19 protein-coding genes are annotated in these 19,938 nt (G+C 73.3%); 6 read left to right on the plus strand and 13 right to left on the minus strand.

The genetic code is table 11. The features are described from left to right. Position 1 precedes the first annotated feature (1 nt). From O7546_RS17875 to O7546_RS17890, 4 genes are all read right to left on the minus strand, one after another. The gene (locus O7546_RS17875) at positions 2-946 is read right to left on the minus strand and encodes a GIY-YIG nuclease family protein (protein WP_194802767.1); all 945 of its coding nucleotides are present in this window, start codon (positions 944-946) and stop codon (positions 2-4) included. A 36-nt stretch (positions 947-982) separates the two neighbouring features. Next, positions 983-2,686 carry a bifunctional 3-(3-hydroxy-phenyl)propionate/3-hydroxycinnamic acid hydroxylase gene (locus O7546_RS17880; RefSeq protein ID WP_194802766.1) on the minus strand — a complete coding sequence of 568 codons (1,704 nt, stop codon included), beginning with the start codon at positions 2,684-2,686 and terminating at the stop codon, positions 983-985. Positions 2,687-2,802: 116 nt separating this feature from the next. Next, positions 2,803-5,901 carry a BTAD domain-containing putative transcriptional regulator gene (locus O7546_RS17885; RefSeq protein ID WP_281599565.1) on the minus strand — a complete coding sequence of 1,033 codons (3,099 nt, stop codon included), beginning with the start codon at positions 5,899-5,901 and terminating at the stop codon, positions 2,803-2,805. A gap of 31 nt (positions 5,902-5,932) precedes the next feature. Next, positions 5,933-6,472 carry a DUF1697 domain-containing protein gene (locus O7546_RS17890; protein WP_194802765.1) on the minus strand — a complete coding sequence of 180 codons (540 nt, stop codon included), beginning with the start codon at positions 6,470-6,472 and terminating at the stop codon, positions 5,933-5,935. A gap of 152 nt (positions 6,473-6,624) precedes the next feature. Between O7546_RS17890 and O7546_RS17895 the strand changes: the two genes are divergently transcribed. Further along, positions 6,625-7,038, plus strand: a complete 414-nt coding sequence (locus O7546_RS17895; RefSeq protein WP_194802764.1) for a DUF4260 domain-containing protein — start codon at positions 6,625-6,627, stop codon at positions 7,036-7,038. A 9-nt stretch (positions 7,039-7,047) separates the two neighbouring features. Here the strand turns inward: O7546_RS17895 and O7546_RS17900 are convergent, their stop codons facing one another. Then, positions 7,048-7,674 (minus strand): M23 family metallopeptidase, encoded by a 627-nt coding sequence (locus tag O7546_RS17900; RefSeq protein WP_281599568.1) that lies wholly within the window; start codon positions 7,672-7,674, stop codon positions 7,048-7,050. Positions 7,675-7,781: 107 nt separating this feature from the next. Here O7546_RS17900 and O7546_RS17905 point away from each other — a divergent pair, with 107 nt between their 5' ends. Beyond that, on the plus strand, positions 7,782-9,116 hold the full coding sequence (locus tag O7546_RS17905) for a hypothetical protein (protein ID WP_281599570.1): 1,335 nt from the start codon (positions 7,782-7,784) through the stop codon (positions 9,114-9,116). Between the two features lie 24 nt (positions 9,117-9,140). Here O7546_RS17905 and O7546_RS17910 read toward each other — a convergent pair whose 3' ends face one another. The 3 genes from O7546_RS17910 to O7546_RS17920 all read right to left on the minus strand — a co-directional run bounded on the left by O7546_RS17910 (position 9,141) and on the right by O7546_RS17920 (position 11,544). Then, positions 9,141-9,602, minus strand: a complete 462-nt coding sequence (locus tag O7546_RS17910; RefSeq protein WP_194802761.1) for an HAD domain-containing protein — start codon at positions 9,600-9,602, stop codon at positions 9,141-9,143. A 47-nt stretch (positions 9,603-9,649) separates the two neighbouring features. Further along, positions 9,650-10,597 carry a hypothetical protein gene (locus tag O7546_RS17915; RefSeq protein ID WP_194802760.1) on the minus strand — a complete coding sequence of 316 codons (948 nt, stop codon included), beginning with the start codon at positions 10,595-10,597 and terminating at the stop codon, positions 9,650-9,652. Between the two features lie 89 nt (positions 10,598-10,686). Continuing rightward, the gene (locus O7546_RS17920) at positions 10,687-11,544 is read right to left on the minus strand and encodes an SDR family NAD(P)-dependent oxidoreductase (RefSeq protein ID WP_281599573.1); all 858 of its coding nucleotides are present in this window, start codon (positions 11,542-11,544) and stop codon (positions 10,687-10,689) included. Positions 11,545-11,709: 165 nt separating this feature from the next. Here O7546_RS17920 and O7546_RS17925 point away from each other — a divergent pair, with 165 nt between their 5' ends. Then, complete coding sequence (locus O7546_RS17925) at positions 11,710-12,618, plus strand: helix-turn-helix transcriptional regulator (RefSeq protein ID WP_194802759.1); 909 nt, start codon at positions 11,710-11,712, stop codon at positions 12,616-12,618. Positions 12,619-12,636: 18 nt separating this feature from the next. Here O7546_RS17925 and O7546_RS17930 read toward each other — a convergent pair whose 3' ends face one another. After that, positions 12,637-13,476, minus strand: a complete 840-nt coding sequence (locus O7546_RS17930) for an ergot alkaloid biosynthesis protein (protein WP_194802758.1) — start codon at positions 13,474-13,476, stop codon at positions 12,637-12,639. Next, positions 13,473-13,886 (minus strand): nuclear transport factor 2 family protein, encoded by a 414-nt coding sequence (locus O7546_RS17935; RefSeq protein ID WP_269697235.1) that lies wholly within the window; start codon positions 13,884-13,886, stop codon positions 13,473-13,475. Before O7546_RS17935 ends, O7546_RS17930 begins: the two co-directional genes overlap by 4 nt. A 107-nt stretch (positions 13,887-13,993) precedes the next feature. Between O7546_RS17935 and O7546_RS17940 the strand changes: the two genes are divergently transcribed. Next, the gene (locus O7546_RS17940) at positions 13,994-14,542 is read left to right on the plus strand and encodes a TetR/AcrR family transcriptional regulator (RefSeq protein WP_281599578.1); all 549 of its coding nucleotides are present in this window, start codon (positions 13,994-13,996) and stop codon (positions 14,540-14,542) included. Positions 14,543-14,602: 60 nt separating this feature from the next. Here the strand turns inward: O7546_RS17940 and O7546_RS17945 are convergent, their stop codons facing one another. The 3 genes from O7546_RS17945 to O7546_RS17955 all read right to left on the minus strand — a co-directional run bounded on the left by O7546_RS17945 (position 14,603) and on the right by O7546_RS17955 (position 17,995). After that, complete coding sequence (locus O7546_RS17945; RefSeq protein WP_269697236.1) at positions 14,603-15,739, minus strand: hypothetical protein; 1,137 nt, start codon at positions 15,737-15,739, stop codon at positions 14,603-14,605. Positions 15,740-15,886: 147 nt separating this feature from the next. Next, positions 15,887-16,927, minus strand: coding sequence for a DUF4034 domain-containing protein (locus O7546_RS17950; protein ID WP_194802754.1), 1,041 nt, complete (start codon positions 16,925-16,927; stop codon positions 15,887-15,889). A gap of 42 nt (positions 16,928-16,969) precedes the next feature. Continuing rightward, positions 16,970-17,995 carry an acetylxylan esterase gene (locus O7546_RS17955; protein ID WP_281599581.1) on the minus strand — a complete coding sequence of 342 codons (1,026 nt, stop codon included), beginning with the start codon at positions 17,993-17,995 and terminating at the stop codon, positions 16,970-16,972. A 67-nt stretch (positions 17,996-18,062) separates the two neighbouring features. Here O7546_RS17955 and O7546_RS17960 point away from each other — a divergent pair, with 67 nt between their 5' ends. Both O7546_RS17960 and O7546_RS17965 read left to right on the plus strand, forming a co-directional pair. Next, entirely contained in the window at positions 18,063-18,992 is a 930-nt protein-coding gene (locus O7546_RS17960; RefSeq protein WP_281599583.1) for an ABC transporter permease subunit, read from the plus strand. Continuing rightward, on the plus strand, positions 18,989-19,915 hold the full coding sequence (locus O7546_RS17965) for a carbohydrate ABC transporter permease (RefSeq protein WP_281599585.1): 927 nt from the start codon (positions 18,989-18,991) through the stop codon (positions 19,913-19,915). The genes O7546_RS17960 and O7546_RS17965 overlap by 4 nt, the downstream gene beginning before the upstream one ends. The last annotated feature ends 23 nt before the right edge of the window (positions 19,916-19,938 follow it).

Consider the following 19,938-nt stretch of genomic DNA (forward strand, 5'->3'; position numbering starts at 1 on the left):
CTCAATCGGACAGCACGTGCCGGACGAGGTCCGGGCAGTGGGTCTTCCAGTTGAGCGCGGGTCCCTTCCTCATCAGGTCCAGGTTGAGCCGGCGGGCCGCCTTGACGATCCGCGGCCGGGTCAGCGCGTCGTACGCGGCGTCGACCGATCCGAACCGCAGCGCCAGCACGCCCGGCCGGACCCGGTAGTGCGCTCGGGCCGCGCCCATCGCGCGCAGCCGGAGCCGGGTGCGCAGCTGTGACCGAGCCGCAGCCTCGTCGACGTTCAGGCGGATGTGCAGATCCTGCGGCCGCCGCCGGTCGTGGCAGACGAACAGCGTCTCCAGCGAGTGCACGGAGACGGTGAACAGGCGCGGGAAGCTGGCGGAGTTGGTACCCGGCAGCGCGGTCAGTGTCCAGAAGTCGCGCTCGGTCTGCTCCGGTACGGGCATCGTGAGGCGCAGGTACGCCCCGATCAGGCGGGCCATCCCGTCGGTGAACCGGGCGTCGGCGCGCAGCCGGTCGAACTGGTGGCGGGTCCGGCGGCGCAGGTCGGCGTCCCCCTCGCGGAGCGCGAGGGGGATCGGGCAGGGCTCGTCGCCGGCCAGCCAGCGTTCCTGCTCCGACGGGGGCAGGATCAGGTCCAGTTCGGCGGCGCCGAGCCGGCCGGCGGTGTGCACGACGTTGCGCAGCCGCACCCCGGCCGACTCCCGCCTGCGGATCTGCTCCCGCTCCTCGTCGTCGAGCCGGTCGCGGGGTACGCGCCGGAAGGCGATCTCGACGATGTCGTGCCACTTCTGGCGGTGCATGCCGAACCGGGCCACCACGTCGACGGCCTGCCCCACGTACCGCTCGCCGTCGGCGAAGGTCAGCTCGTAGATGCCGCACCGACCGCGTGACCTCGGCAGCAGGTGCGCTATCGAACCCACCCCGTCGACAGTCAACCGGTCGACCTCCGCACCGTCCACAGTGCGCGATGATAGGCACTGCTCCCGGACGTCAGGTCACGAGCCCGGGGCCGCCGCGAGTCCCGAGGTGTCCGCCCGGGTCCGGCCTCCGTCCGGCGGTACGCCGAGGGCGGCCGAAAGGTCCCGTGCGGCCTGCTCGACGCCACCGGCCGTGACCAGGGCGAACACGAACCGGTCCGGCCGCAGCACCACCAGGTCGGCGCCGTGCCGCCGCAGCCACCCGCCGAGCACCCCGTCGGCGTCCACGACGTCGACCCGGTCCGGACCGCCGGTCGCCGGTGGGCCAGCGGGCGGATCCGGCAGGTCGGCGAGCCGCGTGCCGGACGGGTGGACCGCGACGAACCGCACCGGCAGCCCCGGTCGCCACGCGCCGAGCGGGTCGGCCACACCGGCGCGGCCCAGCACGGCGAAGCCGTCGCCGAGCACCTCGTCGAGCAGACGCTCCCCGGGCGCGCCCGGAACGAGGACCCGCGGCTGGGGGAACATCGTTCCGACCACCCCGTCGCGCCGCCCGCCGGCCATCAGGCCCCGCCGGTACGCCGGCACCGGCTTGAACTCGAACCGTTCCACGAACCGCCGTACCCGGGGGATCGTCTGGACCGCCCGCAGCGCGGCGTCGCGTACCCCGGCGGTGACCCGGTTGCGGGCCAGGAAGACGCGTCCCAGCCGGACGCTCGTCTGCGCCATCTCCACGGTGTGCGGACGCCGCTCGGACTCGTACGTGTCGAGCACGGCGGCGTCGGCGGCGCCGGACAGCACCAGCGACAGCTTCCACGACAGGTTCGCCGCGTCGCGCAGGCCGCTGCACAGGCCCTGGCCCATGAACGGGGGCATCTGGTGGGCGGCGTCGCCGAGCAGGAACACCCGTCCCTCCCGCCACCGCTGCGCGACCAGGTGGTGGAAGGTGTAGACCACCGCCCGGGTGACGGCGAACCGGTCCGGGTCGACATACGGCGAGACGAGCGCGGCGATGGTCTCCGGTCGCCGCATCTCGTCCTCGGTCTCGCCCGGGCGCAGCATGAACTCCATCCGGTAGCTGCCGGCCGCCCCGGGGGACACGAAGGCCGGGCGCCGCCAGTCGCAGACGAACGTGGTGTCCGGCACCCGTACCGCGTCGGACGGCACGTCGCCGGAGACGGCCAGCCACGGCTCGGCGTAGCTCGCCCCGGACAGCGGGATCCGGACGGCGGCGCGGGTGGCGCTGCGAGCGCCGTCGCAGCCGAGCACGTACCGGGCGCGGACCGCCCGCCGCTGCCCGGTGACCACGTCGGACAGCAGCACCGTCACGCCGTCCTCGTCCTGGGTCAGGCCGACCAGCTCGGTGCCGAGCGCGAGCCGCACGTGCGGGAAGCGGTCCAGCCCGGCGCGCAGCGTGTGTTCCAGTCGCGGCTGGTCGAAGAAGCGCAGCGGCGCGTGCCCGTACCCGAAGTCCGTCTCGGACAGCCTCATCCGGGCGAACACCCGGCCCGCGCCGTTCACGTACTCGACGAGCGGCGGCGCGATCGTCTCGTCGCGTATCTCGTCGAGCAGGCCCGCCTGCTGGTAGATGCGCAACGCCTCGTCGTCGCAGGAGAAGGCCCGCGGCTGGCCGTGCGGCGTCGCGCTGCGCTCCACGACCAGCGTGGTGACGCCGCGGGCGCCGAGCAGGTTGGCGGTGAGCGCGCCCACCGGCCCGCAGCCGATGACGGCGACCTCGACCTCCTGGACCTCCTGGTGAGCCGGCGGCTGAACTGATTCCATCGTGGTGCCCCTTCGGAACGTGGTCCGGACGACTCTGCGCCGTCCGGCACCGGTCAGGGCACCAGTCCGGTGTGGAAGGGGTGTGGAGACGGCGTGGAGGCGGGCCTCCACGCCGGTCAGAAGGCGGCGAACCGGGGCAGCAGCAGACCCGCGCCCTGGCCGGCGGCGATCCGCGCGCCGAGGTCCCACTCCGCGCGGTCGCGCCGGGCCGCGCCGCGGATCCGGTGCAGCTCCGCGACGAAGACGCGCTCACCGACCCGGTCCGCCACCGCCAGCGCCTCCCCGGCCAGCGTCGCCGCGGTCTCCGGACGACCGGCGGCCAGGTACGCCTCGGCCATCGCACACAGCGTGATGGTCCGGGTGGACCGCAGCCCGGGCCGGTAGAACTCGTCGGCGGCGGCGCGCATCGCGTCGAGCCGGCCGTGGTCGCCGCCGCGCGCCGCGGCCCACTCCAGGAAGTACGCGCCGGTAGCGGTCATGTGCGGCAGACCGGTGTCCCGCCCGATGTCCCGGCACCGCCGGCCCGCCGCGTCGGCCGCTGCCACGTCGTGTTCCTGCATCGCCAGCCAGGCCGCGTAGAGCGCCGCGTTCGCGCGGCCGTACGCGTCGTCGAGTTCATCGGCGAGGGCTTCCGCGGCGGCGATGTCCGCCCACGCACCGGCCGGATCGCCGCGCATCGAGCGTACGAGCGCCCGGAAGTTGTGGCAGGCCAGCACCGGACGCCGGCCCACCTCGCGGCGCAGCAGCGCCCGGTCGACGGTACGCAGCCGCTCGATCCCGGCGGTGAGCCGCCGCTCGCCGTCGGCCTGCCGGCCGGTGAAGTAGCCGACCGCGCCCAGCAGGTACTCCCCGGCGACGGCGAGCAGCCCGCTGCCGTCGTCGGGCGCCCGGACGAGCCGCCCGGCGAGGTCGGCGCAGATCGCGAACTCGGCCCGGTTGGCGGCCAGCTCACCGAGCGCCCACAGCGCGTGGCGGATGTCCGCGTCCGGCCCGACGAGCGCCAGCAGCTCGCGGGCCCGGGCGCAGACCCGGTCGACCGCGTCGCTGCCGACGCCCACAGTCATCTGGAGCAGGGCCGCGCGGTGCAACTGGACGGTCAGCTCGGTGTGCGCCGCGTCCGGCGACACCCGCGCGGCGGGGGCGAGCCGGAGCGCGGCACGTTCCAGGTGGCCCAGGGCGTCCTCGTAGGCGACCCGGCGGGTGGCGTCGTCGGCGGCGCGCAGCGACCACCGCAGGTGGTCCTCGCCGTGGCCCAGCCCGATCGCCTCGCCGTAGTGGTGGGCCAGTTCCGCCGGTGCGGCGCCCGCGGTCCGCTCGTACGCGGCGGCCAGCCGGGCGTGCAGCGCGGCCCGGCGCGGGGGGACCAGCTCGGCGTAGGTGACCTCGGCGATCAGCGGATGGCGGAACGCGAGCGCACCCGGCCCGGTCTCGACCACCAGCGCGGCCGGGTACGCCGGGGCGAGGTCCTCGGCGACAGCCTCGGCCGTCCTGTGCAGCGCCGCCGCGAGCACCGCCAGGTCCACGTCGTGTCCGGCGACGCTGAGCAGGTCGAGGCAGCGCCGGGTGGCAGCGGGCAGCCCGGCCAGCCGCAGCCGTACCGTGTCCCGGATGCTCGGCGGCAGCTCCGCGTCGGCGCCCGCGCCGGCCCGGGACCGCAGCAGCTCGGTGAGGAAGAACGGGTTCCCGCCGGTGCGGGTCACGAGCCGGGTCACCTGCGGCTCCGGCGGCGCCACGCCGGTGCGGTCCCGGACCAGGTCGGCGACCGCCGCGGCGTCCAGCCCGGCGAGCCGGACCTGACCGAAGCCGCGTCCGCGCGCCAGCTCGGCCACGGTCGCCACCAGGGCCGGATCGTCGTCGTACGGGCGCAGCGTGGCGACCACCAGCGCCCGGGACGCGGGCAGGGCGGTGGCGAGGAACCGCAGCAACAGCAGCGAGTCCGGGTCGGCGGCGTGCAGGTCGTCGAGGACGACGAGCAGCCCGCGTTCCCGGGCCGCCGCGTGCACGAGGTCCGCCACCGCCTCGTACACCTGGAACCGCGCCGTGGGGTCCAGTCCGCGACCGTCGGCCGGTCCGCTCGGCGCGCCCGCGGCGAACCCGTCCAGCCGGCTCGCCGACCCGGCGGCGCGGGTGTGCGGCAGCGCCAGCAGCGCGCGTACCACCTGGCTCCACAGCCAGAACGGCGGCGCCTGCCCGACGTCCGGACAGCGACCCCAGACCACCGGGACGCCGGCTGCGGCGGCGCGGGCGCCGAGCGCCGCGGCGAGGCTGGTCTTGCCGATGCCGGCCTCCCCCACCAGCGTCAGCACCCGCCCGCCCTGCCCGGTCGCCGAGTCCAGCGCCCCCCGCAGGCGGTCCAGCTCCGCATCCCGCCCCACCAGCGCCTCGACGTCCCGCTCCGGGGCCGTCTCGGCGGCCGCCCGGACGCCGGTGTCGGCAGGGCTGCCGGCGTCCTGCGGTACGGCCTGCTCCAGGATCAGCCGGTGCGCCGCCCGGATCTGCTCCCCCGGGTCGATCCCGTACTCGTCGGCCAGGATCCGGCGGCCCTCGTCGAAGACGGCGAGCGCCTCGGTCTGCCGCCCCGACCGGTACAGCGTCAGCATCAACTGCGCCCGGGCGCCCTCGCGCAGCGGATGCGCCGCCACGAACCGGCGCAGCTCCGGCAGCAGCGTCGCGTGCCGGCCCGCGGCGACGGCCGCTGTCAGCCGCCCCTCCTCGGCGCTCACCCGCAGCTCGGCCAGCCGGGCCGCCTCCGGGCGCACCGCGGCCAGGTCGGCCACGCCCGCCAGCGGCTCACCACGCCACAACGCCAGCGCCTCGGTGTACGTCCGTTCGGCGGACTCCGGCCGCCCGCCCGCGAGCGCGTCCGCCGCCCGGTCCACCAGGGCGCCGAACCGGACCGCGTCCACGGCGTCGGCGTCCACCCGCAGCTCGTACCCCCGGGGGTGGCTGCGCAGGACACGCGCCGGCTCGCGGTGGGAGCGTTGCGGTTCCACGGCCCGGCGCAGCCCGGCGACGTAGGTGCGCAGCGTGGTCTGGGCGCTGGCCGGCGGCCGTCCGTCCCAGAGCGCGTCGACAAGCCAGTCGGCGGCGACGAACCGGTTCGGGCGCAGCAGGAACAGGGCCAGCAGTGCCTGCTGCTTCGGCCCGCCGAGGGGCACCACCCGGCCGTTCCGGACCACCTCCGGCGGGCCCAGCACCCGGAACTGCACAGTCACCTCGACGACGCCCCTCGCGCCCGGCGCCGGGTCAGGCCGCCGCCATCTCACGCAACTTCAGCACCGAGCGCCAGTTGCGGGTCGTGCCGACCACACCCGTCTTCCTCTCCACGAAGGCGTTGCCGAGCTTGCTGCGCCCGTACCCGTCGGGCACGTGCACGAACACGTCCCGGCCGACGAGCGTCAGCGTCCCGGTCTCGCCGGGCGGGGACGCGAGCGCCGCCTGCTTGTCCGCGCCGGGGTCGCTGCTGAGCATCGTCACCAGCAGCTTCGTCGGATCGGTCTGCGCGTCGACGTACGGATTCGCGGCGATCATCGCGTCCAGCTCGGCCAGGCTGCGCAGCAGCACCGGCACGTCCCGGCCCCACCGCCGCGTGATGCCCCGGCCGATCTCGGCCAGGATCGCGGCCTCGTCGGTCTCCGGGCAGCCGAACACCACGTTGCCGCTCTGGATGTAGGTCGCCACCTGGTCGAAGCCGCAGGAGACGAAGACCTCCTTCAGCTCCGCCATCGCCATGGAACTGGCGCCACCGATGTTCACCGCGCGCAGCAGAGCGACGTATCTCGCCATGACTCGGGATGGTAACCGGCCGTGGCGTCACCGTGGTGCGTCAATGACCTCGACGCACCGGCCCACAGTCGCCTGCGTACGCTGTCCGGGCAGGCCGACGGCGCGAGCCGGCCGCCTCCGCGCCGGCCCCGGCACCGACATCGAGGTGGGAGATGCCGCAGCTCAACCCCGTGACGACGCAGCGCGTCGAGGCCGCCGTCGTCGCTGTCCTCGCCGTCGTCGTGACCGTCGCGGCCGGATACCCGTGGTGGTCGCTGCTCGCCCTCTTCCTCGTCTTCGACCTGTCCATGCTCGGCTACCTGCGCGGGCCGCGCCTCGGTGCCGCCTGCTACAACCTGGCGCACTCGTACGCGCTGCCGGCGGCGCTCGGCGCGGTGGCCGTGGCGGCGGCCGCGTCCGGTGACCGGATCGACTGGCTCGGCGTCCTGGCCGTCGCGTGGGCGTTCCACATCGCCGTCGACCGCGCGCTGGGGTACGGCCTCAAGACGGGCGAGGGGTTCGAGCACACCCACCTCGGCCTGATCGGGAAGGCCCGCCACACCCGGGCCACCACCGACGGACGCTGACCGCCCCGGTCACTGGCGCGGCGGCGCGCAGTTCGCGCTCGTCAGCCGCACCGAGTACTCGCGGTCGTCGGACGTGATCCCGGAGGGCACGCCGTCGAAGTGGGCCTCCACCTTCTCCCAGCCGCGGCGCTGCTCGTAGTGCAGGTGCGGGGCCCCGGAGTTCCCGGTGCTGCCGACCCGCCCGAGCTGGTCGCCCCGGGCCACCCGCTGACCGGCCTGCACCGACGGCGGTTCGAGCAGGTGCAGGTACTGCGTCTCCCACTTGCCACCGTGGTCGATCTTCACCCAGTAACCGCCGCCGCGCCCGCGCGGCCCGTCCGGATCCTGCGGGGTGCGGCCGCCCAGCGAGCCGTTGATCCCCGCGACGGTGACGGTGCCGTCGGCGGAGGCGAGCACCGGCCTCCCCCAAGCCTCCCCCGAGGTCGGGAAGAGGTCGACGTCGTAGTCGTCGTGCCCCGGATAGGTGGACAGCCGCCACATCTCGCCGCACGCCACCGGGAGCTGGAAGTCCGGTCGCGGGCCGGGCGGCCGCACCAGCGGCACCACGACCGCCGCGACGGCGGCGAGCGCCCCGAGGACGCCGACGATCAGCAGGACGCGCGGGAGACGGGAGCCGCGAGGGCGCTCGGTGGTCATCGTTTCGAGCATGACAGGCCGTGTCCGGTGGCAGACACGGGTCTGCCGATCAGCGACGCACTGGCTAGTCTCATGGCGCTCGCCACGACTAGGAACGGCGGAACGGCGTGACGGACCATCAGCAGGTGCCGGTGTGGACCCTGGCGACGGAGCCCGGGAAGATCTCGCGGGCGGCGGAGCTTCCCGTGGACCACAAGGGCATGTCACCGGAGCGGCTCGCCGGGCTGCGGCAGGCGCTCGCCGCCTTCCTCGACACGCCGCTCGTCACGGTGGAGGCGTACCCGCTTCCGCCGATGACGGACGTCCGAGGGGGACGACTCCTCGACGCCGCGTCGCCGCTCGCGATGGAGCTCCGACGACTGCTGAAGACGCCGAATGCCGGGTCCGCGGCGACGGCCGCCGCAGGGCCGACGGAGACGCTGTACCGCATGGTGGTGCCGAGGTCGGTGGCCTCGCAGCTCGGTGACGGTCTCGTACGGTCCATGCCGTCCAAGGCCGTCGCGGGTGGCATCCACGGCGACATCCTCGGCAAGACGGGCATCGTGCAGAAGGCCACCTTCGTACCGGTGGCGGCCGACGCGTCCCGGCCAGGCGTCACGGGGGCGGTGAGCGGCACCGCGAAGGCGGCGACCACCGCCGGTATCGTCACCGCCGCGGCATCGTTCATCCTGCTCGCCGTGGCGACCGCCGCGAGCGTCTACGCCGAAGAGCAGCGTCGTAAGGCCATGGAAAGGGTCACCGAGCTTCTCGAGGAGCTGACCGCCGAGAACCTCGACGCGGAACGCGACCGCCTCCACGGCGCGACGGCGGCCGTCGAACGGGCGACCGCCCTCCTGCTCGACAAGGGTGAGGCGGGACATTCCCTCGGGCTGGACGCGGCCGTACACACCGTCGACACCGCCATCGCCGCGGCCCGACGCAGGGCGGGCGCATGGCGGGCGAAGGTCGCGGCGTTCTCCTCCGACGGGGTGGAGGTCGCCGACCTCATCAAGGCCTTCCCCGGGATCGACAAGCCCGACGGCGCCTTCCGCGTCGAGCTCCGGCTGGCTTCACTGGCCATCGCGACGAAGCGACGGGTCGCGGTGCTGCAAGCCGTGGAGCACGCCCAGAAGTCGCCCGAGCTCAGTTTCCGCCGCTTCACCGCCATGCTGCAGGACGAGCAGCGGAGCGTGGACGAACTACAGGACGAACTGCACGCGCTCCTCGGCGCCCTCGCGGACCTGCGGCTGCGGGCACCCACCAAGAGCTTCACCGATCGCCTGCTGACCCAGGGCGAGGTGAACAACCTGCTCGAATGGCCGGGCCGCCTGCGTCAGCTCGCGGCCGAGGAGACCGTGTCCGTGTCGGACCTTCCCGATGTCGAGATCGGCCTCGTCGAGAAGGAGGACGGGAAGGTCCTGGTGCTGCCCACCCGGGCGTTGCCACGAGACCGGGTCGCTTAGGGCGCGCGGACGCCGGCACAAGGCCTATCCCCTCAGCCATCGCGCGACAGCCTGGTGGTCCGCGTCGGTGAGGCCTCGACGCGCATCGACGCGGTGCATGAGCGCCGGCGCGCCGTGGTTCCCTGCTACCCACCTCCGGTCGGCGTCGGTGATCTCGTCGTCCAGCCAGACGAACCGGCGTCCGGCGGCCCACTCGACGAGTCGCCGCGTCTTCCAGTGCAGCCGACCGTCGTCGTCCTCGTCGTCCGGCCAGTCGACGACCGGCAGCGGAGGCAGGCCGAGCCGCGGCGCGAGCACCTCGTTGGCATCGTGCATCCAGGTCGTGGCCCACACCAGATCGCACGGCAACGCGGCGAGCCGGCGGCCGTGCCCGGCGTCCAGACCGGCCAGCAGCGGGTTGACACCGTCCTCCGGCGGCCCGGCGGAGCCGCCGAAGGGCAGGAGCGTCCCGTCGACGTCCAGGAACAGCAGCGGACGATCAGTCATCGCCCACCGGGCGGAGGGGTTCGCCGGTCCTGGCGTCCATCCGGGCCTCAGCCCAGCTCGACGACGGGCCGGGTCAGGATCTCGTCGGCGTATCCGTCGTCGGAGGCGGTCCACCGGCCGAAATCCTCGTCGCGGTACGCGGTCGCCAGGGTGAGCCAGCCCAGGAAGAAGCCGCTGCCGCCGCAGGTGGCACCGCCGCCGTCGCCACCGCACACGACGGTGCGCTCGGTCGTCGCCTCGTGCCGGTAGGGGTCCTGCCCGATCGCCAGACCCCAGAGGTTGTCCTGCCGGTGCGGGCCGGTCCTGTGGTCGTACGGGTAGCCGTCGCCGGGGCAGTCGTCGCCCCAGCGGAACAGCGTCGCCGCCCCGGCGCCACACGCCCACTCCCACTCGTCCGGAGTGGTCGTGCGCAGGCCGAGATCGGCCAGCCCGGCCATCGCGTCGTCGTACGAGACCTCGCGGATCGCCCGGGCCCGCACCACCTGCCCGGTCGTCCGGTCGAACTCCACGGTCAGCCCGTCACCGGAGCGGAAGGTGCGCACCCCGCCGAACCGGCCCCCGGCCGCCGCGACCAGTTCCCGCACGCGGGGGTCGTCCGGCGCCAGCGGCACCTCGCACGGGTCGAAGGCGTCCACCGCGACCAGCATCGCCGGCATGTCGACGTCGCGGACGGGCGACGTCATCGAGTCGACGAACTCGGTCAGCGACGGGAGGCCGAACTCGGCGGCGCTGTCGGCGTAGTCGGCGGCCTGGTGCGCGGCGGGACGGAACCGGGCCGCGTCGTAGCCGAGCGCCGGGCGCCCGCCGGGTACGAGCGCGAACCGCATCCCGCCGCGGTCGAACAGCGCCGTGCGGTGCGACCGGCCCGCGTACGCCCTGTTCTCCACGCAGGCCACTGTCAGCTCGTGCCGGCCGGCGATGTCCCGCGCCAGCCGGCCGGCAGCGCTGTCGGAGAGGTCGTTCCACTGCGCGGAAGTGAGATCGGCGTACGACACCGCGAAAGGATAGCCACGGGCTCCGACAACACCGGATCGACGCCGAGCTGTCCGGCTGCGCGGCAGCGCGTGACCCGTCGGCGAAGCGGTCAGGCTTCGTCGACGTCAGTGGTGAGCGCGAGTTCGCGGCCTGCTTCGATGTCGGCGAGCAACGTCGCCACGCGGGCCTTGGCCAGGTCGTAGGAGTCGGAGCCGAGCACCTGGTGCAGCGGGGCCTTGCCGCCCACTGCCACCTCGATGACGGCCGCCGCGGCCTTGACCGGGTCGCCGAGCTGAGTGCCGGGCATGGCCAGGTGCGCCTCGGTCATCTCGCGGACCGCCTCGTAGCCGTCGGTGGTGTTCGCCGGCAGGCCGAGCGACGATGTGCGCAGGAAGTCGGTACGCGTGTACCCGGGTTCCACGACGGTGACAGTGATGCCGAGGTGCGCGACCTCGGCCGCGAGCGCGTCCGACAGGCCTTCCAGGGCGTACTTCGCCGAGCAGTAGAGGCCCCAGCCGGGGAAGGCGGTCAGCCCCAGGATCGAGGAGACGTTGACGATGTGGCCGCTGCGGGCGGCGCGCATGCCGGGCAGGACCGCGCGGAGCACGTTCCAGACGCCGAAGACCTGCACCTCGAACATCGTCCGGACCTCGGCGTCGCCCGCCTCCTCGACCGCGCCGAGGAAGCCGTAGCCGGCGTTGTTGACCACGACGTCGATCCCGCCGAAACGGTCGGTGGTGGCCCGGACTGCCGCCCTCACCGCCGCCTCGTCGGTCAGGTCGAGTTCGAGGGGAAGCAGCCGCTCGCTGTCGACCGGGCCGAGGGCCGCGGCGAGACGCTCGGCCGAGCGGGTCGTCGCCGCGACGTTGTCGCCCCGCTCCAGCAGCTGCGTGACCAGTGCGAGGCCGATGCCGCGGGACGTGCCGGTGACGAACCACGTGGCCGGACCTGCGGTGGGGTAAGGCATGGGAACTCCCGATCTCGATGTCGTCGTGTCCCCGGGCTGGGACACAGATCAATCGTGGGTACGACAGACGGCCGAGAACACAGCCGGACGAGCCCAGCGCTGCCTGGGAACGGCGTACCCACCCAGACGGTGTCGCGGACGGCGTTCGCGGCGGATCATCGAGTCATGGCGGGACACTCAGACCTGGGGCGGTTCCTCCGTCAGTGCCGGGCCGACCTGACTCCGGAGGCGGCCGGCATCGCCGCCGCGGCGCAGGGACGCCGGGTCCGCGGGCTGCGCCGCGAGGAGGTGGCGATGCTCGCCGGCGTGAGCGTCGACTACTACACCCGCCTCGAACAGGGCCGGCACGCCAGCCCGTCGGCGGCCGTCGTCGACGCCCTGGCGCGGGTCTTCCAGCTCGATGCCGCCGCCCGCGCCCACCTCGCCGACCTCGCGCGGCCGGCGAGGCGCAGCAGCCGGCAGACGCCGGCCCAACGGGTACGCCCGGCGATGCACCAACTGCTCGCCTCGATGACCGAACACCCCGCGCTCATCCTCGGCCGCCGCACGGACGTACTCGCCTCGAACGCCCTCGCCCGCGCGCTCCTCACCGACTGGACGCTCCTGCCGCCGAGGCACCGCACCTACATCAGGTGGGTCTTCCTCGACCCGGGCGCCCGCGACGCCTTCCTGGACTGGCCCACGGTGGCCGCCGACGTGGTCGGCACGCTGCGTCTCTACGCCGGGCGTAATCCCGACGATCCGCAGCTCAGCGAGCTGGTCGGCGAGTTGAGCATCAAGAGCCCTGAGTTCCGGACCTGGTGGAACGGCCGCCACGTGCACGAACGCACGCACGGCACGAAGCGGATGAACCATCCGGCGGTCGGGCCGATCACCCTTCACTACGAGGCACTCGCCCTGCCCGGCGACCCGGACCAGACACTGTTCGTCTACACCACCGATCCCGGCAGCCCGTCACACGACAACCTGCGGCTGCTGGGTTCCCTGGCCGCCCGGGCCGCGTCGACGCGTGGCCGCACACCGCCGCACGAGGCGCCCGACGCGAGCAGGACCGAGCCCTCCAGCCCCGCCTGACGGCGGCCGGGGCCGATCTCAGACGTCCACGGCCCGAGATGCCCCGGCCGGCCGGTCGCGGCAGAAGTCCCGGAACGTCCGGGGTGGCCGGCCGGTCACGTCCGCGACGGTCGTCGTGACCCGGTCCTCCGAGCCCGCGGCGACGGCCGTGTCCAGGCCCGCGAGGAAGCGGGCGTAGTCGGGCGCGAGGCCGTGAGCCTCGTGGTACGCGGTGAGCGCGTCCTCGTCGACCGCGCGGTGCCGGACCGGGCGGCCGAGGAGGTCGGTGAGCGTGGCGGCGACGTCGGCGTAGCTCAGCCGCTCGGGACCGGTGATGACGTGCTCGGTGTCGTGGGGCGCCGGGTCGGTGAGGGCACGCACCGCCACTTCGGCGATGTCGGCCGGATCGACGAAGCCCACGCGGGCGTCGCCGGTGGCGCTGACGATCTCGCCACGGTCCCGGGCACTCGCGGCGTGCGGATGGTCGCCGACGAAGTTCTCCATGAACCAGGACGGTCGCAGCACCGCCCACTCGGGGATCATCTCGCCGAGCTGGGCCTGCACCTCGCCCAGTCCCGGCGTGCCGGCCTCGATCGCCGACGAGCTGAGCAGGACGGCCCGCCGTACCCGGGCGCGGCGGGCCAGGTCCAGGAACGGCAGCATGGTCGGCGCCGGGTCGGCGTCGCCGAGGGGCGCGATCAGGTAGAGCCCTGTCACCCCGTCCAGCGCCGTGTCGTGCGTGCTGCGGTCGTACCAATCGAAGCGGACGCCCTCGGCGGACGCCCGGCGGCTGGCGACGCGGGCCCGGCGGCCGGCGGCGGCGAGTCTCGCGGCGACGAGCCGGCCTGTCGTTCCCGTGCCTCCGACGACGAGGATCATGCCCGCACCCCCTCGCCGAACAGTTCCCGCACGGCCAGGGGGTTCCAGTAGTCGCGGTAGCGCACGATCCGCCCGGCCCTGATGGTGAGGACGGCGATGTAGCGCAGGCGGTACGGCTCGCCGGTGGCGACGACGACGCCGGTGGCGGTGAACTCGGCGACGATCACCTCCGGGTCGGCGGTCTGGTGCACCGTGACGTCGGCGATCTCGCGGATGTCCAGGGTCCGCGGGTAGTCGATGAGGTAGTCGTGCAGCTCGGCGCGGCCGGCCACCCGGCTGGGCCGCCCGGCCGGCGCGAACGGGAACTCCATGACGGCGTCGTCGGCGAACAGGGCGATGAAGCTCGGCATGTCCTTGGCGAGCAGACGGTCCAGGGCCTGGTGGAACACATCGGTGGCGGTACTCGGCACTGCTGTTCCTTCCTGTCGGCGGGCCGCCCGCGGTGATCTACGATAAGCGGACGGCCGGTCCGCTTCACCATAGCGGACTGACGGTCCGTTTGCGAGAGGGGGCAGGAGTGCGTGCTGACGCCGCGCGGAATCGGGAGGCGGTGCTCGCCGCGGCCGATCGGCTGTTCGAGGCGGCGACCGACCCCGACCGGATCTCCATGGACGACGTCGCCGCTGCCGCCGGCGTGGGCAAGGGCACGCTGTTCCGCCACTTCGGCGACCGGCTGGGCCTCGTCCGCGCCCTCTACGGCGCACGCGGCGAACAGCTCCAGGCGTCACTCGCGACGAGCCTGCCCGGCGACTCGCCGGCGGACCGCGCCCTGCATCTGCTGCGGGAGCTGGTCCGGTTCAAGCGGGCCAACCGGGTCCTCACGCTGGCCCTGGAGAACGCGGGCAGCGGAAGCCCCTATCGCAACGAGTCGTACGAGGAGTGGCACGCGAGACTGACCGCCATCGTGTCCGAGGCCCGGGGCCCCGAGTCGGCGGAGTTCCTCGCGCACGCCCTGCTGGCCGCGGTGCGCAGCGATCTCGTCGAGCACCTCCGCGACTGGCCCGACGAGCGCTGGGATGCCGGGCTGACCGCGCTGACGCGCTCGGTGCTGACCCCCTGGCGGTAGTTCCTCCGCCGGGTGCCAGGGTGGCGGGGCGTGAGCGGTGCCGCGCTCACGCCCCCACCCTCACCTGGTCCGCTCGATCACTGCGGTGAGGCGGAGCCCGGCTGTCGACACCGTGCCGCTCCCCCAGAACGACGAGGTCCCCGGGATGTTGGCCAGGGCGTCCAGGCTCGGATCGTTGCCCTCGACCTTCGGCCCGTACGCGACGCTCCAGCGCCCGGCGGTGTAGCGCAGCAGCAGCGTGCCCGGGTACTCGACGTACGGCGGAATCGGGTTCGTGCCGCTGATCCAGACGTTTCCGTTCGCGTCGCCCGCGACCGCGTAGGCCCAGCCGGCCGGTGCCGGTCCGGCCACCCGCTGCCACGTCCGGCCGTCCCAGTGCAGGATGACCGGCTTGGGGGCGGAGTCGTAGTCCTGGGTGCCGACCGCCCAGGCGTCGGTCGACGAGCGGGCCCACACGCCGGTGAGCCGGGCGCTCGGGATCGACGGCAGCGGCGCCACCCGCCACGACCCGCCGACGCGCTGCGCGATCATCGGCTCCGGGTAGGGCGCGTCGGCGACGTACCGCTCCCCGGCAGCGAACACGCCACCGTCCGCGGTGCGCGCCACCCCGCGCAGGACACCGTTGATTCCCTCCGTCCCCGGCACCGCGACCCGGCCGAACTGACCGGTGCCGCCCTCGACGACCAGCGGCCGGCCGCCGTCGTGGCCGACGAACACGGCCCGTCCGCCGCCGGTCGCGGCCACGTCCAGCAGCTCCGAGGTTCCCGCCGGGGCGGGCCACGGCGCGTGCGCCGTCCAGGTCACGCCGTCGAAGTGCCCGGCGTACGACTCGCCGAGGCGCCGGGAGCCCACCGTCCAGACGTCCCGGGCGCCCGCCGCGTCCACCTTGTACAGCAGATACGCCTGGTGCGGCAGACGCCGTTCCGTCCACGTCCGCCCGTTCCACCGCAGCAGGGCGTACGGCTGGTCGATCGAGTACCCCGTGTATGTCGACGCCTGGTAGCCCACGGACCAGGCGTTGTTCGGGCCGGCGGCGGCCACGTCGGTCAGCCGGCTCTCGTGGATCAGCGTGGGGATCGTCGCCGTCCACGTAGAAGGGGTCGCGGCCGCGACCGGCGTGACCGGTAGGAGCAGCACACCCGCCGTCAGAGTGGAGACCGTCGCTATCGACAACCCGTGCCGTGCCAGTGATCCCATGTGGTGGCCCTCTTCCCCGATCGGTGGTCGGACCTCAGCATCGCGTTCCGCAACGCTGCGCGTGCGCCCCAGCGCGGTCCCGTAAGAGAGTGGTAAGAACGGCTCCTCCGATGGGAGTCGAATGCGGCCGTGACGGCGTCGCCGTGGTCAGGCGGCGCGGCGGGCGCGGCGACGGGCTCGGAGGAAGACGGCGTCGTACCGCTCGTCGCCCCACCAGGCCCACGGAACGCCTGTCGCGTACCGGCCGATCGAGGCGAACACCGGCGCGGCCTCGGCGTCGCGGCCGGTGCGCACCAGCCCGTACGCCAGGAAGTTCGCGTCGTCGAGCCAGTCGGCGTGCCGGGTCGCCGGCTGGTGGAACCACCGGTTCAGCGCGTTGTCGAGCTCCGACTGCATGACCGGATCCTGTCGCCACCGCTCGCCGATCTCGTCGGCGGTACCGCCGTGAGGTTCGCGATCCTGCTCCCACAGCGCCCACTCCGCGGCGGCCCGGACCGGCAGCACGAGCAGTGGTGAGCCGGTAGGCGCCGTGGCGGCGACCGAGCGGGCGAAGTCGAACATCGCCTCGTGCGAGCCGCTCCACTTCCGGCAGTGGTAGGTCAGCCGGAGCACGTGGCCCTGGTGATGCCGGGGATCCCGCTTGGTCAGCTCACGCCACGTCTCCTCGACCTCCTCCAGTGACGCACTCTCGTCGATCATGAGGCGCAGCCGGTGCGCCCACGGCGTGGGGTCGTCCGGTGCGAGCCGCATCGCGAGATCGTTCACCTGCCGGGCCAGGTCCAGCAGGCGGCTGAACTCGACCCACTGCTCCCGACGGACGTTGGAGGCCCAGTCGCCGCCGCGCACCTCCCACGCCCGCGCCATCAGGGAACCGGCACGGACGAGTTGGGCGTCCGGATCGGCGGGCGCGCGCGACACCCAGCGGTCGGTCCACGCGTCCGTGGTGTCGACCCGGCCGGTCGTACGGTCGATCCGCGATCCCAGCCCACGAGCTGTCGATTCGGCGAGCACACGGACGTACCGGGCCCGGCGGTCGTAGTCGTTCCGGGTGGCGATCAGCGCCTTCCGGGCCGGTCCGATGTCGGAGCCGTACCGCGCCTGTGTGCACGCCTCGCGCAGCACGGCGTCGTCCTGCGCCGGGTTGAGGTCGATCTGGCGGGTGAGAATCCGCCACATGGTCGAGATCATGATCAGGGATGGTAGATGTCGCGGGCCCTGCCGGTGGGCCCGTCAGCCGGCTGCCGTCCCGGCGGGGCGGAGCACCGTGTCGAGCCAGCGCAGCTGCCGCCGGACGTGGACGGCCTCCCCGCCCTCGTGGCCGTTGAACGGGTACGTGTGCATCTCCCGTAACGGCACCGTCGATCCGGCGGCGGCGTACTGGTTGTACGCGGCGAAGCCGGTGCTCGGCGGGCAGACCTCGTCGCGCAGACCGATCCCGAAGTGCGCCGGGGCGGTGGCCCGCCGGGCGAAGGTGACGCCGTCCACGTACGACAGCGTGCGCCGGACCGGTTCCTCGGCCTCGCGGTGCACCGCCAGGTAGCTGGCGATCTCGCCGTACGGGGACGCCTCGGTCAGTTCGATGGCGCGCTGGATGTCGCACAGGAACGGGGCGGTGACCAGAAGCGCGGCGAGGCCGTCCACGAGGCCCGCCGCCGCGAGTGCGAGCCCACCGCCCTGGCTGTTGCCCACCGCGGCGACGCGGGCCGGGTCCACCCCGGGCAGGACGCGGACGGCGTCGATCGCGCGGACCGCGTCGGTGATGAGGCGGCGGTAGTGGTAGTCGTCCGGGGAGAGGATCCCCCGCGTGGCGGGGCCGGGCCCACCGGGCGCGTCGTGCGGGTCCGGGGTGTCGCCGCGGCTGTACAGGCCGGCCTGTCCCCGGTTGTCCACCAGCAGGTGGGCGTAACCGGCCACCGGCCAGGTGAGCCGCTCGCCCGGCAGGCCCCGGCCGCGCCCGTAGCCGGGGTACTCCACCACTGCCGGCAGCGGCGCCGGTACGCCCGCGGGACGGGTGTACCAGGCCCGGACCGGCTCGCCTGCGTACCCGGCGAACGTCACGTCCCACACGTCGACCAGCCGCAGGTCGGTGGGTTCGGGACGGACGTCGACGAGCACCGGGGTGGCCGCGGCGGCGTTGAGGGTGGCCCGCCAGAACCGGTCGAAGTCGGCGGGCTCGGCAACGGCCGGTGCGTAGCGGCGGAGCTGCTCGAGGGAGATATCAATCGACGCTCTTGACACGCCGATAACGATACCCATAAATTTCCGAAAGGCTTACGACGTATTACCGGAAAGTTCCAGCCGACGGTCAGGCGGGAGGACGAGTTTGGCAGCCCCGATCCCGCGCAGTCGCCGTACGCCGTGGCGGCGGGCCCTGCGCCGGGACTGGCAGCTCTACTCGCTCGCCGTCCTGCCGCTGCTGTTCTTCCTGACGTTCCGCTACCTGCCGATGCTCGGCAACGTGATCGCGTTCCGGCGCTTCCAGCCGGGCGGCAGCATCGTCGGCGAGTACTGGACCGGGCTGCGGTACTTCCGGCTGTTCTTCACCGACCCGACCTTCTGGAGCGTGTTCACCAACACGCTCGTGCTGGGCGCGCTGACCCTGCTGTTCTGCTTCCCGCTGCCGATCGTGCTGGCGCTGCTGCTCAACGAGGTACGCAACCGCGCGCTCAAGCGGTTCGTCCAGTCGGTGTCCTACCTACCGCACTTCCTGTCGATCGTGATCGTGGCCGCCATGGTCCTCCAGTTGCTGTCGGTGGACGGCACGGTGAACCAGATGGTGCGCGCCGTGGGCGGCGAGCCGGTCTCGTTCATGCAGCAGGCCGGATGGTTCCGGACGATCTACGTCTCCTCCGAGGTCTGGCAGACCGTCGGCTGGGGCACCATCCTCTACCTCGCCGCGCTCACCACAGTCGACGGCGACCTGTACGAGGCGGCCCGCATCGACGGCGCCAACCGGTGGCGGCAGACCTGGCACGTCACGCTGCCGGGGATCCGGCCGACGATGGTGACACTGCTGATCCTCAACATCGGCACCTTCATGGCCGTCGGCTTCGAGAAGATCCTGCTGCTGTACAACCCCCTCACCTACCCGACGGCGGACGTGATCTCGACCTACCTGTACCGGGTGGGCATCGTCTCCGGGAACCTCAGCTACGCCGCCGCGATCGGCCTGTTCGAGTCCGTGATCGGGCTGACGCTGGTGCTGTCGGCGAACGCGATCTCCCGGCGCACGGTGGGGACGAGCCTGTGGTGAGCACGCGCGCCCGCACCCGGGCGCCGGCGGTCCGCCCGCGTGGCCCCCGGCCGACAGCGGGCTACCGGGTCTTCCAGGTGGTCAACGCCGTCGTGCTGACCGGCGTCGTGGTGGTGACCCTGTATCCGTTCCTCACCATCGTGGCCCGCTCGCTCAGCGACAACGCGTACATCGTCGCGGGTGAGGTGAACCTGGTGCCGCGCGGGTTCAACCTCACCGCGTACCGCGTGGTGACGTCGGACCCGACGTTCTGGATCAGCTACCGCAACACCGTCTTCTACACGGTGGTCGCCACGCTCATCTCCGTCGTGCTGACCACCTGCTACGCGTACGTGCTGTCGAAGAAGCACCTGCGGGGCCGGACCGCGCTGGTCGGGATCGCCGTGTTCACCATGTTCTTCACCGGCGGCCTGATCCCCAACTACGTCCTGGTCACCAGCCTCGGCTTGAAGAACACCGTGTGGGCGATCGCCCTGCCCAACGCCATAAACGTGTTCAACCTGCTGGTGATGAAGGCGTTCTTCGAGAGCCTGCCGGTCGAACTGGAGGAGGCCGCCGCCGTCGACGGGCTGAACACGTACGGCACGCTGCTGCGGATCGTCCTGCCGCTGTCGAAGGCGATGGTCGCCACGATGGTGCTGTTCTACGCCGTCTCGTTCTGGAACTCCTGGTTCGCCGCGTTCCTCTACATGGACCGCCAGGACCTGCTCCCGGTGACCGTCTATCTGCGCAACCTCATCGCGGGCGCGACGGACGCCACGCAGACCGGCGGCGGCCTCGGCAGCGCCGGCGACGTCGTCCAGTCCGCCGCCACCATCCAGTCCGTGACCATCGTGTTGACGATCCTGCCGATCCTCGCCGTCTATCCCTTCATCCAGCGCTACTTCGTCTCCGGGATCATGCTCGGCGCCGTGAAGGGATAGCCGCACCCGCACCGTCCCCCACC

The organism is Micromonospora sp. WMMA1976, assembly GCF_027497335.1.
In the GTDB taxonomy this organism is placed as follows: domain Bacteria; phylum Actinomycetota; class Actinomycetes; order Mycobacteriales; family Micromonosporaceae; genus Micromonospora; species Micromonospora aurantiaca.

Coding starts and splice junctions, on each gene's coding strand:
- O7546_RS17880 (WP_194802766.1), bottom strand. CDS start 2,686: ATGGAATCAGTTCAGCCGCCGGCTCACCAGGAGGTCCAGGAGGTCGAG.
- O7546_RS17890 (WP_194802765.1), bottom strand. CDS start 6,472: ATGGCGAGATACGTCGCTCTGCTGCGCGCGGTGAACATCGGTGGCGCC.
- O7546_RS17895 (WP_194802764.1), top strand. CDS start 6,625: ATGCCGCAGCTCAACCCCGTGACGACGCAGCGCGTCGAGGCCGCCGTC.
- O7546_RS17900 (WP_281599568.1), bottom strand. CDS start 7,674: ATGACCACCGAGCGCCCTCGCGGCTCCCGTCTCCCGCGCGTCCTGCTG.
- O7546_RS17910 (WP_194802761.1), bottom strand. CDS start 9,602: ATGACTGATCGTCCGCTGCTGTTCCTGGACGTCGACGGGACGCTCCTG.
- O7546_RS17920 (WP_281599573.1), bottom strand. CDS start 11,544: ATGCCTTACCCCACCGCAGGTCCGGCCACGTGGTTCGTCACCGGCACG.
- O7546_RS17925 (WP_194802759.1), top strand. CDS start 11,710: ATGGCGGGACACTCAGACCTGGGGCGGTTCCTCCGTCAGTGCCGGGCC.
- O7546_RS17930 (WP_194802758.1), bottom strand. CDS start 13,476: ATGATCCTCGTCGTCGGAGGCACGGGAACGACAGGCCGGCTCGTCGCC.
- O7546_RS17945 (WP_269697236.1), bottom strand. CDS start 15,739: ATGGGATCACTGGCACGGCACGGGTTGTCGATAGCGACGGTCTCCACT.
- O7546_RS17950 (WP_194802754.1), bottom strand. CDS start 16,927: ATGATCTCGACCATGTGGCGGATTCTCACCCGCCAGATCGACCTCAAC.
- O7546_RS17955 (WP_281599581.1), bottom strand. CDS start 17,995: ATGGGTATCGTTATCGGCGTGTCAAGAGCGTCGATTGATATCTCCCTC.